We start from the raw sequence: 11,976 nt of genomic DNA, 5'->3' as shown, positions 1-11,976 counted from the left end.
GACAGTTTGGTCCCTATCTGCCGTGGGCGCTGGAAGATTGACGGGGGCTGCTCCTAGTACGAGAGGACCGGAGTGGACATTCCGCTGGTGTACCTGTTGTTTCGCCAGAAGCATCGCAGGGTAGCTATGAATGGAAGAGATAACCGCTGAAAGCATCTAAGCGGGAAACTTGCCTGAAGATGAGATCTCCCGTAGGTTTAACCTACATAAAGGGTCGTTGAAGACCACAACGTTGATAGGTCAGGTGTGGAAGCGCAGTAATGCGTTAAGCTAACTGATACTAATTGCCCGTTAGGCTTGATCCTATAACCAGCACTATTGTGTTGGCTGTTTGCGAGATTCAATCGCTTATCCAATAAATTGCTTACTCAAATGGGGTTGTAGATGTATTACAGCCCACCCTCTACGCCCGGTGACCATAGCGAGTTGGAACCACCCCTTCCCATCCCGAACAGGACCGTGAAACGACTCAACGCCGATGATAGTGCGGATTACCCGTGTGAAAGTAGGTAATTGCCGGGCACCAATGCGACGCCCAGACCCTTTTAGGTCTGGGCGTTTTTACTTGTGCAACGCCTTTTTAGGATTGACAGCAGTGCTAGAAGAGGCGAAAATTTAAGGTTCCCGGAGAGATGCCCGAGCGGCTAAAGGGGGCAGACTGTAAATCTGTTGGCTTACGCCTACGTTGGTTCGAATCCAACTCTCTCCACCAGTTGTTTTGTAAGAAAGTATTTAAAAGTATTAAGCGGGTTAGTTGGGGATGTTGCAGATTATTGATGTTGATACGCTGCGGGTGTAGCTCAATGGTAGAGCTGAAGCCTTCCAAGCTTATGACGAGGGTTCGATTCCCTTCACCCGCTCCAGCATTGCAGGAGCATTTTGGAAATTAGCCCATGTGGCTCAGTGGTAGAGCACTCCCTTGGTAAGGGAGAGGTCGGCAGTTCGATCCTGCCCATGGGCACCACTATTTGAAGTTGAGTTAACGCGCAGTTCATTTGCAATTGATTTAATTAAAGAGTTATTTAAAGGCAGACAAAAAAATGGCAAAAGAAAAGTTTGAGCGGACAAAACCGCACGTAAACGTTGGTACGATTGGTCACGTTGACCATGGTAAGACCACCCTCACTGCAGCAATTGCAACCGTGCTGTCAAAAGCATTTGGTGGCGAAGCAAAAGCATACGATCAGATCGATGCTGCTCCAGAAGAAAAAGCACGCGGTATTACGATTAATACCGCGCACGTTGAGTACGAGACAGCCAACCGCCACTATGCGCACGTTGATTGCCCAGGCCACGCTGACTATGTCAAGAACATGATTACCGGCGCAGCCCAAATGGACGGCGCTATTTTGGTTTGCTCTGCAGCCGACGGCCCAATGCCACAAACTCGTGAGCACATCCTCTTGGCCCGCCAAGTTGGCGTGCCTTACATCATCGTCTTTCTAAACAAGTGCGACATGGTGGACGACGAAGAACTCCTCGAGCTCGTTGAGATGGAAGTGCGTGAGCTTCTCTCCAAGTACAAGTTCCCTGGCGATGACACACCAATCGTGCGCGGCTCTGCCAAGCTAGCTTTAGACGGCGACGAAGGTCCTTTGGGCAAAGAAGCCATCATGAAATTGGCTGAAGCCTTAGATACCTTTATCCCTACACCAGAGCGTGCAGTTGATGGCGCCTTCTTGATGCCTGTAGAAGACGTGTTCTCGATCTCCGGCCGCGGTACGGTTGTTACTGGCCGTATTGAGCGCGGTATCGTTAAAGTTGGTGAAGAGATTGAAATCATCGGTATCAAGCCAACACTCAAGACCACTTGTACTGGTGTTGAGATGTTCCGTAAATTGCTCGACCAAGGTCAAGCAGGCGATAACGTCGGTATCTTGTTGCGCGGCACTAAGCGTGAAGAAGTCGAGCGCGGTCAAGTATTGGCTAAGCCAGGCTCCATCACCCCACACACCCACTTTACTGCTGAGGTTTACATCTTAGGTAAAGACGAAGGTGGTCGTCATACTCCCTTCTTTAACAACTACCGTCCTCAGTTTTACTTCCGTACTACGGACGTAACCGGTTCGATCGAGTTGCCAAAAGACAAAGAGATGGTGATGCCAGGTGATAACGTCAGCATTACTGTCAAGCTCATCGCGCCAATCGCGATGGAAGAAGGTTTGCGTTTTGCGATCCGTGAAGGTGGCCGTACTGTTGGCGCCGGCGTGGTAGCAAAGATTTTGGCTTAATAGGTTTAGGTATTTAGTAGCAATAATTATTTAGCGTTTTGCTAACCGGTGGCGTCTGTGCTGCAGATGCCACCGAGCTCTTTAGAAATATAACGCGGCAGCACCGCACCGCTCTTTGGAATTACTATGCAAAACCAGAAAATTCGTATTCGTCTTAAAGCGTTTGATTACCGTCTCATCGACCAGTCTGCTGCTGAAATCGTTGATACAGCAAAGCGCACCGGCGCAGTAGTAAAGGGACCAGTTCCTTTGCCAACGCGCATCGAGCGTTTTGACATCCTGCGTTCACCCCACGTGAATAAAACCTCACGTGATCAGTTAGAAATTCGTACCCATCTGCGTTTGATGGATATCGTTGATCCAACCGAAAAGACAGTGGATGCATTGATGAAATTAGACCTCCCAGCCGGTGTGGACGTCGAAATCAAGCTGAAGTAATGGCATTTATCCGATTTAGGCCTTGCCTAAATCGGTTTAGCACGATAGAATTGAAGGCTTTTCTCGGTTCAGAAATGTAATTTCTGACTCGTTTTTGTTGTAAGTTATTGATTTATCGACATATTTGTCCATAAATCACTTAAATTAAATTATTGCTGACCAATCGAAGTCGGCGTGGAGCATGAATATGAGCTTAGGCTTAATCGGCCGCAAGGTCGGTATGACCCGTCTTTTTACGGATGAAGGGGATTCCATCCCAGTCACCGTCATTGACGTGAGTGATAACAGGGTTGCTCAAATTAAGACCCAGGAAACGGATGGCTACGATGCTATTCAGTTGGCCCACGGCACCCGTAGAGCAACGCGCGTAACCAAACCCATGGCAGGTCATTTTGCAAAAGCTGGCGTAATGGCTGGCAATGCGTTGAATGAATTTCATTTAGATGCAGCCAAAATTGCAGAAATGAAGCCTGGTCAAGTTATTCCAGCAGATGCAGCATTTGCAGCCGGCCAAAAGGTCGATGTGCAAGGCGTTTCGATTGGTAAGGGCTATGCCGGTACCATCAAGCGTTACCACTTTGCTTCCGGTCGCGCCAGTCACGGTAACTCCCGTTCGCATAACGTGCCAGGTTCGATTGGTATGGCGCAAGATCCAGGACGTGTGTTCCCAGGTAAGCGCATGACAGGTCACCTTGGCGACGTTACACGCACCGTACAAAATTTAGTCATCGCCCGCATTGACACAGAACGCAATCTGATCATGGTTAAAGGTGCCGTACCCGGCGCCCCAGGCGGTAAAGTCATCGTTACTCCAGCGGTTAAGACTCCGCTGAAGAAGAAATAAGGAGAGCGAATATGGAACTCAAGCTTCTCCAAGATAACGGCACTCTCGCTGCAGGCATTCAAGCCTCACCCGAAGTGTTCGAGCGCGAATACAACGAAGCATTGGTACACCAAGTTGTAGTGGCGTATCAAGCCAATGCACGTAGCGGTAACCGCGCACAAAAAGACCGCGAGCAAGTTAAGCACACCACGAAAAAGCCATGGCGCCAAAAAGGCACTGGCCGTGCACGTGCTGGTATGAGCTCTTCCCCATTGTGGCGTGGAGGTGGTCGGATATTCCCGAACTCCCCAGAAGAAAATTTCAGCCACAAAGTAAATAAAAAAATGTATCGCGCTGGTATGAGATCGATTCTGTCTCAGTTAGCTCGCGAAGGACGCTTAAACGTGGTTGATCAATTTGAGCTCGATGCTCCAAAGACCAAAGTGCTTGCCGAAAAGGTAAAAGCAATGGGCTTGGATTCGGTGCTGATTATTGTTGATCAGGTCAGCGAAAACTTGTATTTAGCTGCACGCAATTTGCATAAAGTTGCCGTAGTAGAGCCACAACATGCTGACCCGCTTTCTTTGGTTCAGTATCAAAAAGTGTTGGTGAGCAAAGCAGCGATTGCCAAAATCGAGGAGTTGCTGAAATGAGCCAAACACGCAGAAATGATCACAACCTGATGAAGGTTTTGCTTGGACCGGTTATTTCGGAAAAAGCAACCATGGTTGCTGAGAAAAACGAGCAAGTAGTTTTTCAGGTAGACCGCGCTGCAAACAAGAGTGATGTGAAGCAAGCCGTTGAATTGCTGTTCAAAGTTCAAGTGGACTCAGTTCAAATCGTCAATCAAAAAGGCAAGCCAAAGCGCTATGGTCGTTTTGAAGGTCGTCGCGATCACGTCAAGAAGGCTTACGTTAATTTGAAGCCTGGTCAAGAAATCAACTTTGAAGCGGAGGCGAATTAATCATGCCTTTGATGAAAACAAAACCGACCTCACCAGGTCGTCGCTCAATGGTCAAGGTGGTAAACCCAGACCTGCATAAAGGAAAACCTTTCGCAGCGTTGTTGGAGCCACAGATTCAAAAAGCCGGTCGTAATAACAACGGCCACATTACCACCCGTCATAAAGGCGGTGGACATAAGCACCACTATCGCGTTGTTGACTTTAAGCGCAACGATAAAGATGGTATTGCCGCCAAAGTAGAGCGCTTGGAATACGATCCAAACCGTAGCGCAAACATCGCTTTATTGTTGTTTGCAGACGGTGAGCGTCGTTACATTATTGCTGCTAAAGGCATGGTTGCAGGTCAGCCAGTCATGAATGGTTCGCAAGCACCAATCAAGGCAGGCAACAACTTGCCAATTCGTAATATTCCAATTGGTAGCACGATCCATTGCGTTGAAATGCTCCCAGGCAAAGGCGCGCAAATCGCTCGCTCTGCAGGTGGCTCAGCTGTATTGCTGGCACGTGAGGGTGTATATGCTCAGGTTCGTTTGCGTTCCGGCGAAGTACGTCGCATTCTCATCGATTGCCGTGCCACGATTGGTGAAGTTGGCAATGAAGAGCATAGCTTGCGTCAAATTGGTAAAGCAGGTGCAAATCGCTGGCGTGGTATTCGCCCAACCGTACGCGGTGTGGCAATGAACCCAGTGGATCACCCACATGGTGGTGGTGAAGGTAAGACTGGCGAAGGCCGTGTTCCTGTATCGCCATGGGGCACTCCAACCAAAGGTTATCGTACACGTCGTAACAAGCGTACAACTTCGATGATCGTTCAACGTCGTCAAAAACGTTAAGCGATAAGGATAAATAGATATGACACGTTCAGCTAAAAAAGGCCCGTTTTGCGACGCCAGCTTGGTAAAAAAAGTCGAAGTCGCACAGGCAAACAAAGACAAAAAGCCGATTAAAACTTGGTCACGCCGTTCCACAATTCTGCCCGACTTCATTGGTCTGACAATTGCTGTGCACAACGGTCGTCAACACGTTCCGGTTTATGTATCAGAAAACATGGTGGGTCATAAGTTAGGCGAGTTCGCTTTGACCCGTACTTTCAAAGGTCACGCTGCTGACAAGAAAGTAACGAAGAAGTAAGGGGATGATGATGGAAGTTAAAGCTATTCACAAGGGCGCCCGCATTTCTGCGCAAAAGACACGTTTGGTCGCTGATCAAATTCGTGGTTTGCCAATTGCACGCGCCATGAACATTTTGAATTTCAGCCCCAAGAAGGCGGCATTTATTGTGAAGAAGGTAGTTGAGTCTGCAATGGCCAATGCTGAACACAATAAAGGTGCCGATATTGATGAGCTCAAAGTTGCCGCAATTATTGTTGACAAAGGTACCTCCTTGAAGCGATTTACAGCGCGCGCCAAAGGCCGTGGCAATCAAATCGAAAAACAAACTTGTCACATTAGCGTGACCTTGAGTAACTAAGGAAAGATATGGGCCAAAAGATAAACCCCACCGGATTCCGACTCTCGGTAAGCAAGAATTGGACATCACGTTGGTATGCAAACAATACTGACTTTGCAAAAATGCTCAAAGAAGATGTGGACGTTCGCATCTATTTGAAAAAGAAATTGAAGAATGCATCCGTTAGCAAAGTCATCATTGAGCGTCCTGCTAAAAATGCACGCATTACGATTTATAGCTCACGCCCAGGTGTCGTGATCGGTAAAAAAGGCGAAGATATTGAAGTGCTTCGCCGCGAACTGCAAAAGCGCATGGGCGTTCCTGTTCATGTGAACATTGAAGAAATTCGTAAGCCTGAAGTCGACGCACAATTAATTGCTGACTCGATTACTCAGCAGTTAGAGAAGCGGATTATGTTCCGTCGTGCGATGAAGCGTGCCATGCAAAATGCAATGCGTCTTGGCGCACAGGGCATCAAGATCATGTCTTCAGGCCGTTTGAATGGTGCTGAGATTGCGCGTCGCGAATGGTATCGCGAAGGTCGCGTTCCACTTCACACCTTGAAGGCGGACATCGATTACGCAACATCGGAAGCAGAAACAACCTACGGCATTATTGGTGTCAAAGTATGGGTATACAAAGGCGACACATTGGGTCGCGGTGCGGATGCTCCAGTAGCGGCGCCAGCAGAGCCAGTCGTTGATGACAAAAAGCCACGCCGTGCACCAGCAAAAACAGCACGTCGTACGCCTGCTGCAGGTGACGCAAAACCATTGGTGGCTGCAAAACCAGCTGTTAAGCGTGTTAGCAAGGCGGCAGCTAAGCCAGATGCTGCTGCTGAAACACAGAAGTCAGGAGAGTAAAGCATGTTGCAACCAAAGCGTCGCAAATATCGCAAAGAGCAAAAAGGCCGTAATACTGGAGTCGCAACGCGCGGCAGTTCAGTTGCCTTTGGTGACTTTGGATTAAAGGCAGTTGGTCGCGGTCGTTTAACCGCACGCCAAATTGAGTCGGCACGTCGTGCGATGACTCGCCACATTAAGCGTGGTGGCCGTATTTGGATTCGTATTTTCCCAGATAAGCCAATTTCGCAAAAACCAGCTGAAGTCCGTATGGGTAACGGTAAAGGTAATCCAGAGTATTACGTTGCTGAGATTCAACCAGGCAAAGTGTTGTATGAAATGGACGGAGTCGATGAGACCTTGGCGCGCGAAGCTTTCAAGCTAGCTGCAGCGAAGTTACCTATTCAGACCACATTTGTGATTCGCCACTTAGGCTAATCGGGATAGAGATAATGAATAACAAAGAATTGCAAACCAAAGACCTGAATGCCTTAAACAGCGAATTGTCTGAGCTCCTCAAAACGAGCTTCAAACTACGCATGCAAAAGGGTACTCAGCAACTTCAAAACACTAGCCAATTGGGTAAAGTTAAGCGCGACATCGCTCGCGTCAAGACATTTATTACCCAAAAGACTGCCCAGAAATAAGGACGGGATATGACAGAAACCTCCAAACCCTTACGCCGGACATTAATTGGCCGTGTTGTAAGTGACAAAATGCAAAAAACCGTGACGGTCTTAGTAGAGCGCCAGGTAAAGCACGCTCTATATGGTAAGTACGTTGGGCACTCCAAAAAGTACCATGCGCACGACGAAGCCAGCCAGTACAAGATGGGCGATACAGTTGAAATTGCTGAATCTAAGCCAATTTCACGTACAAAGTCGTGGGTTGTAACCCGTCTCGTTGAGGCATCAAAGGGTATTTAAGTTTTTTAGGGGGAAATGCGCAAGATTCCTTGCCATAGCCCCTGTTTCAGTAGTAGAATAGAAGGCTTTTCGCGGTACATAGAAGTAGTTTTTCCATTAAATCCGGGTTTTAGCGTCGCTAAATGCCCATTGACGGAACCAAAACTGTTCGCCTTTGGCCAATAAGTTGGGAATTAAGAAATGATTCAGACCGAAAGTAGATTGCAGGTTGCCGATAATACTGGCGCCAGTGAAGTGTTGTGCATCAAGGTATTGGGCGGCTCTAAGCGTCGCTACGCCAGTATCGGTGATGTCATCAAAGTCAGCGTGAAGTCCGCTGCTCCACGTGGCCGTGTAAAAAAAGGTGATATTTATAACGCAGTAGTGGTAAGAACTGCTAAGGGCGTTCGCCGCCCAGACGGCTCATTGATTAAGTTCGATGCCAATGCCGCAGTACTGCTGAATGCCAAGCTTGAGCCGATTGGAACTCGTATCTTTGGACCGGTTACGCGCGAATTGCGTACCGAGAAGTTCATGAAGATCGTTTCCCTCGCGCCTGAAGTGATTTAAGGGGTAGATATGAAAAAGATTCGTAAAGGTGACTCCGTCATTGTTCTGACCGGCCGCGATAAAGGCAAAAAAGGAACAGTCACGAATGTACTCGAGAACAAATTAGTGGTTGAGGGTGTCAACGTCTATAAAAAGAGCGTTAAGCCTAATCCCAATACAGGCACTACTGGCGGCATGATCGACAAAGTGATGCCAATCCACGTATCTAATGTGGCTTTGGTAGACGCAAACGGCAAGCCTTCTAAGGTTGGTATCAAAGTGGATGCCGGCAAGAAAGTCCGTTTTCTGAAAACCACTGGCGCAACGTTAAGCGCATAAGGGCCCGGAGAAATTATGAGCACACGTTTTCAAGAACACTACAAAGAAAAAGTCGTTGGCGATTTGATGACCAAATTCGGTTACAAGTCGGTAATGGAAGTCCCACGCATTACTAAGATCACCCTGAACATGGGTCTTGGCGACGCAGTGAATGACAAGAAAATCATCGAGAATGCTGTTGGTGATTTAACGAAAGTTGCAGGCCAAAAGCCAGTTGTAACGAAAGCACGTAAAGCGATTGCCGGATTTAAGATTCGTCAAGGCTATCCCATTGGTGCAATGGTTACCCTGCGTGGCGCACGCATGTTTGAATTCTTAGACCGTTTTGTTACGGTTGCGCTGCCACGCGTTCGTGACTTCCGCGGAATCTCAGGCAAGGCATTTGATGGCCGTGGTAACTACAACATCGGCGTTAAAGAGCAAATTATTTTCCCAGAAATTGAATACGACAAAATCGATTCACTTCGTGGTCTAAATATCAGCATTACGACAACCGCAAAAACAGACGATGAAGCAAAAGCGCTGTTGGCGGCATTTAAATTCCCTTTCCGCAATTAAGAGGCTAACGTGGCAAAACTATCCCTAATTGAGCGCGAGAATAAGCGCGCTAAATGTGTAGAGAAATACGCAGCAAAGCGGGCTGAATTAAAGGCCATCATCGCCGATACAGCCCGTAGCGACGAAGAGCGCTATGAAGCCCGTCTGAAATTGCAAGCTCTACCACGTAACGCAAGCCCGATCCGCCAGCGGAATCGTTGTTCATTGACCGGTCGACCACGTGGCACATTCCGTAAATTTGGATTGGCCCGTAGCAAGATTCGTGAAATCGCCTTCCGTGGCGAAATCCCCGGTTTAACCAAGGCCAGCTGGTAAGCGGCGAAAGAATTAGGAGAACTCATGAGCATAAGCGATCCAATCGCCGACATGTTGACCCGGATTCGCAACGCGCAAGCGGTGCAGAAACCGATGGTTGTCATGCCGTCATCAAAAATTAAAGTGGCCATCGCCAAAGTCCTGAAAGAAGAGGGCTATATCGATGGTTTTGAAATCAAGGGCGAAGCAGCGAAGCCGGTATTGCATATCGAGCTGAAGTATTACGCTGGCCGTGCCGTTATTGAACGCATTCAGCGCGTATCGACGCCTGGACTGCGGATCTATAAAGGCCGTCACGATATTCCTGAAGTCATGAATGGTTTGGGAGTGGCAATTATCTCCACACCCCAAGGCGTGATGACCGATCGCAAAGCGCGCGCTACTGGCGTGGGTGGCGAAGTTATTTGCTACGTCGCTTAAGGAGATCACTATGTCCAGAGTCGGAAAATCCCCCATTCCAGTACCAAAAGGTGCTGAAGTAACAATTAGCGGTTTGAATGTAACGGTAAAGGGCCCATTAGGCACCCTGAACCATACCTTGAATACCTGCATTGGTTTAAGCCAGGCCGACGGTTTCATCAACGTCGAACGCAAAGATGACACAGTCGAGTCCGCTGCGCTGTCAGGTACTACCCGTGCATTAGTCAACAACATGGTGATTGGCGTTACCACCGGCTTTGAGCGCAAGCTCAGCTTGGTAGGCGTTGGATATCGTGCTGCTGCTCAGGGCGATACCCTGAAATTGCAACTCGGTTTTTCACACGACATTATTTACAACCTGCCAAAGGGTGTAAAAGCAGAAACGCCATCGCAAACTGAAATCGTAATTAAAGGTTCCAACAAGCAGCAGGTTGGTCAAGTTGCTGCAGAGGTTCGCGCATACCGTTCACCAGAGCCATATAAAGGCAAGGGTGTTCGTTATATCGACGAAGTCGTGCATCTCAAAGAAACTAAGAAGAAGTAATCGGGATTAGATATGAATAAAGACGAATCAAGATTAAGGCGCGCTCGGCAGACTCGCATTCGGATCGCTGAAGCATTAGCAAACCGTTTAACGGTTATCCGCAGCAACTGCCACATTTCTGCACAGGTTTATAGCCCATGCGGTACAAAAGTACTCGCAGCAGCGTCGACTATGGAAAAAGATCTCCGTGCAGCAATTAAGAATGGCGGAAGCGCATCTGCAGCCCAACAAATCGGCAAGTTAATTGCTGAACGCGCTGTTAAAGCTGGCGTTGTTGACGTTGCCTTTGATCGCTCTGGCCACCGTTATCACGGCCGTATCAAAGCATTAGCTGAAGCCGCGCGTGAAGCCGGCCTGAAGTTCTAACAGATTGGTTTAGGAAAAAACATGGCAAAAATGCAAACCAAGATGCAATCCGAAGAGCGCGATGATGGTCTTCGCGAAAAGATGATTGCTGTTAATCGCGTAACCAAGGTAGTGAAGGGCGGCCGTATTTTAGGTTTTGCCGCACTGACCGTAGTGGGTGATGGCGATGGCCGTATTGGAATGGGCAAAGGGAAATCGAAAGAAGTTCCCGTGGCCGTTCAAAAAGCAATGGACGAAGCCCGTCGCAAGATGATCAAAGTAACGCTCCGTAAGGGTACATTGCAACATACCGTGATCGGTCAGCATGGCGCGTCACGGGTAATGATTTCCCCAGCCAAAGACGGTACAGGTGTTATTGCCGGTGGTCCAATGCGCGCAATTTTTGATGTAATGGGCGTAACCAACGTTGTTGCAAAGTCGATTGGCTCAACCAATCCTTACAACATGGTTCGTGCAACCATCGATGGTTTAAGCAAGATGAGCACTCCTTCTGAAATTGCTGCTAAGCGCGGTAAGTCAGTTGAAGAGATTCTCGGCTAAGACCACTAGATTAGGAATTTACAAATGACAACGCAATCCAACTCCAAAGTCAAACTGCAATTGGTTCGCAGTTTGATTGGTACTCGTGAAAGTCACCGTGCGACTGTTCGCGGTTTAGGCTTACGCCGTATCAATTCGGTTTCAGAATTACAAGATACGCCTGCAGTACGCGGAATGATTAATAAAGTTTCTTATTTGGTCAAAGTCATCGGCTAACGATCAGCAAGATATATAGGCAAATACTATGCAACTCAACACAATTAAACCTGCAGAAGGTTCTAAGAAAAATCGCCGCCGCGTTGGACGTGGTATCGGTTCTGGCCTTGGCAAAACAGCTGGTCGTGGACATAAGGGACAAAAGTCCCGTTCAGGCGGATTTCATAAGGTTGGCTTTGAAGGCGGTCAAATGCCAATGTATCGTCGTCTGCCAAAGCGCGGCTTCGTATCGCTGACACGTCGTCACGTTGGTCAAATTACACTGAACGATCTTGAAAAGATTGGTTTAGCTGAGGTCGACCTCTTGGTTTTGAAGCAGCATGGTTATGCTGGCGAACAAATCAACGCAGTTAAGGTTATCAAGACCGGCGAACTCAAGCGTGCAGTTACTTTAAAAGGCTTAACCGCAACAGCTGGTGCAAAAGCAGCTATTGAAGCGGCTGGCGGCAAGTTAGTTAATCAGGCTTAATTGACAC

General features: G+C 48.1%; 22 protein-coding genes, 3 tRNA genes and 2 rRNA genes. All 27 read left to right on the top strand.

The annotated features are described in order from the left end of the window. Positions 1 to 305, top strand: a 23S ribosomal RNA gene (locus tag Q8M75_RS10090); the annotation flags it as partial. Positions 306 to 408: 103 nt separating this feature from the next. Continuing rightward, positions 409 to 522, top strand: a 5S ribosomal RNA gene (gene rrf, locus Q8M75_RS10085). 104 nt (positions 523 to 626) lie between these two features. After that, a tRNA-Tyr gene (locus tag Q8M75_RS10080) sits at positions 627 to 712 on the top strand. Positions 713 to 789: 77 nt separating this feature from the next. Continuing rightward, a tRNA-Gly gene (locus tag Q8M75_RS10075) sits at positions 790 to 863 on the top strand. Positions 864 to 889: 26 nt separating this feature from the next. Then, a tRNA-Thr gene (locus Q8M75_RS10070) sits at positions 890 to 964 on the top strand. A 76-nt stretch (positions 965 to 1,040) separates the two neighbouring features. Further along, positions 1,041 to 2,231 carry an elongation factor Tu gene (tuf, locus tag Q8M75_RS10065; protein ID WP_108468228.1) on the top strand — a complete coding sequence of 397 codons (1,191 nt, stop codon included), beginning with the start codon at positions 1,041 to 1,043 and terminating at the stop codon, positions 2,229 to 2,231. A gap of 126 nt (positions 2,232 to 2,357) precedes the next feature. Next, complete coding sequence (rpsJ, locus tag Q8M75_RS10060) at positions 2,358 to 2,669, top strand: 30S ribosomal protein S10 (protein ID WP_305489086.1); 312 nt, start codon at positions 2,358 to 2,360, stop codon at positions 2,667 to 2,669. A 187-nt stretch (positions 2,670 to 2,856) separates the two neighbouring features. Further along, on the top strand, positions 2,857 to 3,513 hold the full coding sequence (gene rplC, locus Q8M75_RS10055) for a 50S ribosomal protein L3 (protein WP_108469950.1): 657 nt from the start codon (positions 2,857 to 2,859) through the stop codon (positions 3,511 to 3,513). Between the two features lie 11 nt (positions 3,514 to 3,524). Next, positions 3,525 to 4,145, top strand: a complete 621-nt coding sequence (gene rplD / locus Q8M75_RS10050) for a 50S ribosomal protein L4 (protein WP_108468240.1) — start codon at positions 3,525 to 3,527, stop codon at positions 4,143 to 4,145. Continuing rightward, entirely contained in the window at positions 4,142 to 4,456 is a 315-nt protein-coding gene (gene rplW, locus Q8M75_RS10045; RefSeq protein WP_108468241.1) for a 50S ribosomal protein L23, read from the top strand. The genes rplD and rplW overlap by 4 nt, the downstream gene beginning before the upstream one ends. A 2-nt stretch (positions 4,457 to 4,458) precedes the next feature. Beyond that, positions 4,459 to 5,289 carry a 50S ribosomal protein L2 gene (rplB, locus tag Q8M75_RS10040; RefSeq protein ID WP_108468242.1) on the top strand — a complete coding sequence of 277 codons (831 nt, stop codon included), beginning with the start codon at positions 4,459 to 4,461 and terminating at the stop codon, positions 5,287 to 5,289. A 19-nt stretch (positions 5,290 to 5,308) separates the two neighbouring features. Continuing rightward, a complete protein-coding gene (rpsS, locus tag Q8M75_RS10035; protein WP_011901904.1) occupies positions 5,309 to 5,587 on the top strand; it encodes a 30S ribosomal protein S19 in 279 nt (92 codons plus the stop codon). A 7-nt stretch (positions 5,588 to 5,594) separates the two neighbouring features. Then, positions 5,595 to 5,927, top strand: a complete 333-nt coding sequence (gene rplV, locus Q8M75_RS10030) for a 50S ribosomal protein L22 (protein WP_199908302.1) — start codon at positions 5,595 to 5,597, stop codon at positions 5,925 to 5,927. 8 nt (positions 5,928 to 5,935) lie between these two features. Continuing rightward, the gene (gene rpsC, locus Q8M75_RS10025) at positions 5,936 to 6,769 is read left to right on the top strand and encodes a 30S ribosomal protein S3 (RefSeq protein ID WP_305489075.1); all 834 of its coding nucleotides are present in this window, start codon (positions 5,936 to 5,938) and stop codon (positions 6,767 to 6,769) included. A 3-nt stretch (positions 6,770 to 6,772) separates the two neighbouring features. After that, on the top strand, positions 6,773 to 7,186 hold the full coding sequence (gene rplP / locus Q8M75_RS10020) for a 50S ribosomal protein L16 (protein ID WP_108468244.1): 414 nt from the start codon (positions 6,773 to 6,775) through the stop codon (positions 7,184 to 7,186). 14 nt (positions 7,187 to 7,200) lie between these two features. Next, positions 7,201 to 7,395 carry a 50S ribosomal protein L29 gene (gene rpmC / locus Q8M75_RS10015; RefSeq protein ID WP_108468245.1) on the top strand — a complete coding sequence of 65 codons (195 nt, stop codon included), beginning with the start codon at positions 7,201 to 7,203 and terminating at the stop codon, positions 7,393 to 7,395. Positions 7,396 to 7,404: 9 nt separating this feature from the next. Beyond that, on the top strand, positions 7,405 to 7,674 hold the full coding sequence (gene rpsQ / locus Q8M75_RS10010; RefSeq protein WP_108468246.1) for a 30S ribosomal protein S17: 270 nt from the start codon (positions 7,405 to 7,407) through the stop codon (positions 7,672 to 7,674). Positions 7,675 to 7,854: 180 nt separating this feature from the next. Then, a complete protein-coding gene (gene rplN, locus Q8M75_RS10005) occupies positions 7,855 to 8,223 on the top strand; it encodes a 50S ribosomal protein L14 (protein ID WP_011901910.1) in 369 nt (122 codons plus the stop codon). 9 nt (positions 8,224 to 8,232) lie between these two features. Beyond that, on the top strand, positions 8,233 to 8,541 hold the full coding sequence (gene rplX, locus Q8M75_RS10000) for a 50S ribosomal protein L24 (protein ID WP_305489066.1): 309 nt from the start codon (positions 8,233 to 8,235) through the stop codon (positions 8,539 to 8,541). A 15-nt stretch (positions 8,542 to 8,556) separates the two neighbouring features. Then, positions 8,557 to 9,099, top strand: a complete 543-nt coding sequence (rplE, locus tag Q8M75_RS09995) for a 50S ribosomal protein L5 (protein ID WP_108468248.1) — start codon at positions 8,557 to 8,559, stop codon at positions 9,097 to 9,099. A gap of 9 nt (positions 9,100 to 9,108) precedes the next feature. After that, the gene (gene rpsN, locus Q8M75_RS09990; RefSeq protein ID WP_108468249.1) at positions 9,109 to 9,414 is read left to right on the top strand and encodes a 30S ribosomal protein S14; all 306 of its coding nucleotides are present in this window, start codon (positions 9,109 to 9,111) and stop codon (positions 9,412 to 9,414) included. A 24-nt stretch (positions 9,415 to 9,438) separates the two neighbouring features. Continuing rightward, on the top strand, positions 9,439 to 9,834 hold the full coding sequence (gene rpsH / locus Q8M75_RS09985) for a 30S ribosomal protein S8 (protein ID WP_108468250.1): 396 nt from the start codon (positions 9,439 to 9,441) through the stop codon (positions 9,832 to 9,834). A gap of 10 nt (positions 9,835 to 9,844) precedes the next feature. Next, the gene (rplF, locus tag Q8M75_RS09980) at positions 9,845 to 10,378 is read left to right on the top strand and encodes a 50S ribosomal protein L6 (protein ID WP_305489060.1); all 534 of its coding nucleotides are present in this window, start codon (positions 9,845 to 9,847) and stop codon (positions 10,376 to 10,378) included. Between the two features lie 12 nt (positions 10,379 to 10,390). Continuing rightward, positions 10,391 to 10,744, top strand: coding sequence for a 50S ribosomal protein L18 (gene rplR, locus Q8M75_RS09975; protein WP_305489057.1), 354 nt, complete (start codon positions 10,391 to 10,393; stop codon positions 10,742 to 10,744). A 21-nt stretch (positions 10,745 to 10,765) separates the two neighbouring features. After that, positions 10,766 to 11,284: a 30S ribosomal protein S5 gene (rpsE, locus tag Q8M75_RS09970; RefSeq protein ID WP_108468253.1), complete on the top strand. Its 519-nt coding sequence runs from the start codon at positions 10,766 to 10,768 to the stop codon at positions 11,282 to 11,284. A 24-nt stretch (positions 11,285 to 11,308) separates the two neighbouring features. Next, positions 11,309 to 11,500 carry a 50S ribosomal protein L30 gene (gene rpmD / locus Q8M75_RS09965; protein ID WP_108468254.1) on the top strand — a complete coding sequence of 64 codons (192 nt, stop codon included), beginning with the start codon at positions 11,309 to 11,311 and terminating at the stop codon, positions 11,498 to 11,500. 28 nt (positions 11,501 to 11,528) lie between these two features. Beyond that, positions 11,529 to 11,969 (top strand): 50S ribosomal protein L15, encoded by a 441-nt coding sequence (gene rplO, locus Q8M75_RS09960; protein ID WP_305489053.1) that lies wholly within the window; start codon positions 11,529 to 11,531, stop codon positions 11,967 to 11,969. The last annotated feature ends 7 nt before the right edge of the window (positions 11,970 to 11,976 follow it).

It is taken from the genome of Polynucleobacter sp. (genome assembly GCF_030693775.1).
In the GTDB taxonomy this organism is placed as follows: domain Bacteria; phylum Pseudomonadota; class Gammaproteobacteria; order Burkholderiales; family Burkholderiaceae; genus Polynucleobacter.
The sequence above is the reverse complement of the archived record's forward strand: the minus strand, read 5'-3'. Positions and strand labels throughout refer to the sequence as shown.

Bases quoted from the DNA above. Each gene is read 5' to 3' on its own strand.
- rpsH (WP_108468250.1), top strand. From the start codon at position 9,439: ATGAGCATAAGCGATCCAATCGCCGACATGTTGACCCGGATTCGCAAC.
- rplV (WP_199908302.1), top strand. From the start codon at position 5,595: ATGATGGAAGTTAAAGCTATTCACAAGGGCGCCCGCATTTCTGCGCAA.
- rplR (WP_305489057.1), top strand. From the start codon at position 10,391: ATGAATAAAGACGAATCAAGATTAAGGCGCGCTCGGCAGACTCGCATT.
- rplP (WP_108468244.1), top strand. From the start codon at position 6,773: ATGTTGCAACCAAAGCGTCGCAAATATCGCAAAGAGCAAAAAGGCCGT.
- rpsS (WP_011901904.1), top strand. From the start codon at position 5,309: ATGACACGTTCAGCTAAAAAAGGCCCGTTTTGCGACGCCAGCTTGGTA.
- rplE (WP_108468248.1), top strand. From the start codon at position 8,557: ATGAGCACACGTTTTCAAGAACACTACAAAGAAAAAGTCGTTGGCGAT.
- rplD (WP_108468240.1), top strand. From the start codon at position 3,525: ATGGAACTCAAGCTTCTCCAAGATAACGGCACTCTCGCTGCAGGCATT.
- rplC (WP_108469950.1), top strand. From the start codon at position 2,857: ATGAGCTTAGGCTTAATCGGCCGCAAGGTCGGTATGACCCGTCTTTTT.
- rpsE (WP_108468253.1), top strand. From the start codon at position 10,766: ATGGCAAAAATGCAAACCAAGATGCAATCCGAAGAGCGCGATGATGGT.
- rplF (WP_305489060.1), top strand. From the start codon at position 9,845: ATGTCCAGAGTCGGAAAATCCCCCATTCCAGTACCAAAAGGTGCTGAA.
- rplN (WP_011901910.1), top strand. From the start codon at position 7,855: ATGATTCAGACCGAAAGTAGATTGCAGGTTGCCGATAATACTGGCGCC.
- rpsQ (WP_108468246.1), top strand. From the start codon at position 7,405: ATGACAGAAACCTCCAAACCCTTACGCCGGACATTAATTGGCCGTGTT.
- rplX (WP_305489066.1), top strand. From the start codon at position 8,233: ATGAAAAAGATTCGTAAAGGTGACTCCGTCATTGTTCTGACCGGCCGC.
- tuf (WP_108468228.1), top strand. From the start codon at position 1,041: ATGGCAAAAGAAAAGTTTGAGCGGACAAAACCGCACGTAAACGTTGGT.
- rpmD (WP_108468254.1), top strand. From the start codon at position 11,309: ATGACAACGCAATCCAACTCCAAAGTCAAACTGCAATTGGTTCGCAGT.
- rpmC (WP_108468245.1), top strand. From the start codon at position 7,201: ATGAATAACAAAGAATTGCAAACCAAAGACCTGAATGCCTTAAACAGC.
- rplB (WP_108468242.1), top strand. From the start codon at position 4,459: ATGCCTTTGATGAAAACAAAACCGACCTCACCAGGTCGTCGCTCAATG.
- rpsJ (WP_305489086.1), top strand. From the start codon at position 2,358: ATGCAAAACCAGAAAATTCGTATTCGTCTTAAAGCGTTTGATTACCGT.
- rpsC (WP_305489075.1), top strand. From the start codon at position 5,936: ATGGGCCAAAAGATAAACCCCACCGGATTCCGACTCTCGGTAAGCAAG.
- rplW (WP_108468241.1), top strand. From the start codon at position 4,142: ATGAGCCAAACACGCAGAAATGATCACAACCTGATGAAGGTTTTGCTT.
- rplO (WP_305489053.1), top strand. From the start codon at position 11,529: ATGCAACTCAACACAATTAAACCTGCAGAAGGTTCTAAGAAAAATCGC.